Origin of the sequence: Geodermatophilus obscurus (assembly GCF_900143215.1) — a bacterium.
Classification (GTDB): Bacteria; Actinomycetota; Actinomycetes; order Mycobacteriales; family Geodermatophilaceae; genus Geodermatophilus; species Geodermatophilus obscurus_A.
Genome location: NZ_FRDM01000107.1, coordinates 1 through 1,143 on the forward strand (window position 1 = coordinate 1; position 1,143 = coordinate 1,143).

Here is a 1,143-nt window from a genome sequence, read left to right on the forward strand (position 1 = left end):
AGGGTCCCTGGACGAACCCAGTCAGCAGCAAAAAGCCCCAACGACAGCTCGCCTTCGGGACCACGAGGTCCCGAGAGGCCGAGCTGCTTGACGAGCTAGGAGCTACTGCCGCTGCGACTACGAGGCTGAAGACGCGTACACCATCAAGACTTGACCATGCTCCCTGGACGCACGATGACGGTAGAAGTCTTCCGACTGCCCACCCCGCCCCGGGGGGACGACCTTCTCCTCATCAGGCCAGTTGTCCCGGTTGATCAGGATCGCAAGCTGCGTGCGAGTGCGAACGCCGAGGCGCCTTATCGACGCGACAATGTGGCTCTTGACCGTCGCCAAACTCAAGGACAGACGGTTTGCAATCTCCTGATTGGTCAGTCCCTCGGCCACAAGTTTGGCGACCTGCTGCTGCCGTTCAGTGAGCCGCTCTAGCGAACGTTCCCCATAGCCGGGCCGCGTCACCGTACCCGTCAGGCGAGTGATCTCATCGGCCGCAGCGGAGTCGACAGTGGCCTCATGCCTAGCCAGCGCTCGTACCGCCTCAACTACACGTTGGGCTGAGCTGTGTGGCAGGTAACCGCGGACACCATCCCGTAGGAACTCAACGAGGTATGAGTCGGCGCCTTTTCCTGGCTCGGCAAGCACGAGGACCGCCGCCCCGCGCCCGCTCAGGTCGCGCAGGAGCGGAAGCTCGGCTCCCCCCACGAGCCCCTCGCGAACGATGACAACTGGAGCGCCCTTGCCGGGGTCAAGGACCTCCAGCGCATCCGAGAGCCGTGAGGTTTCGGCAACGACCACTATGTCAGGCTGCGTCTCGAGGACGATGCGGAGCTCGAGGCGAAACACTTCGCTGTCCTCGCACAGCACGACCGGCACTAGAGGCGCCGCCGGGGGCATGGGGACGCGTGGCGGTTCCGCAATCCGCCGCGCCTCGGACCGACCTGCGTTGTCTGGTCGGACGGACGGCGCCGAGTCGGTGTCCTCTTGCTTCTGTCGCAGGACTCGGCGCATCTTTTCAGGAACTCGGGCCCGGAGCTGTCGCGCGCCGGAGCTACCTAGGGAGGACCTGGCGATGGCTTGCTCAATCCACTCGTCTTCAGTCATGGTTCACCGCCTTCCCTCGGACAGACGCTTCTTCTCCTTCGTCCG

1 protein-coding gene is annotated in these 1,143 nt (G+C 64.3%); it reads right to left on the bottom strand.

What is annotated here, in order from left to right; genetic code table 11:
* Positions 1 to 117 precede the first annotated feature (117 nt).
* Positions 118 to 861 carry a response regulator transcription factor gene (locus BUB17_RS25225; protein WP_244277483.1) on the bottom strand — a complete coding sequence of 248 codons (744 nt, stop codon included), beginning with the start codon at positions 859 to 861 and terminating at the stop codon, positions 118 to 120.
* Between the last annotated feature and the right edge of the window lie 282 nt (positions 862 to 1,143).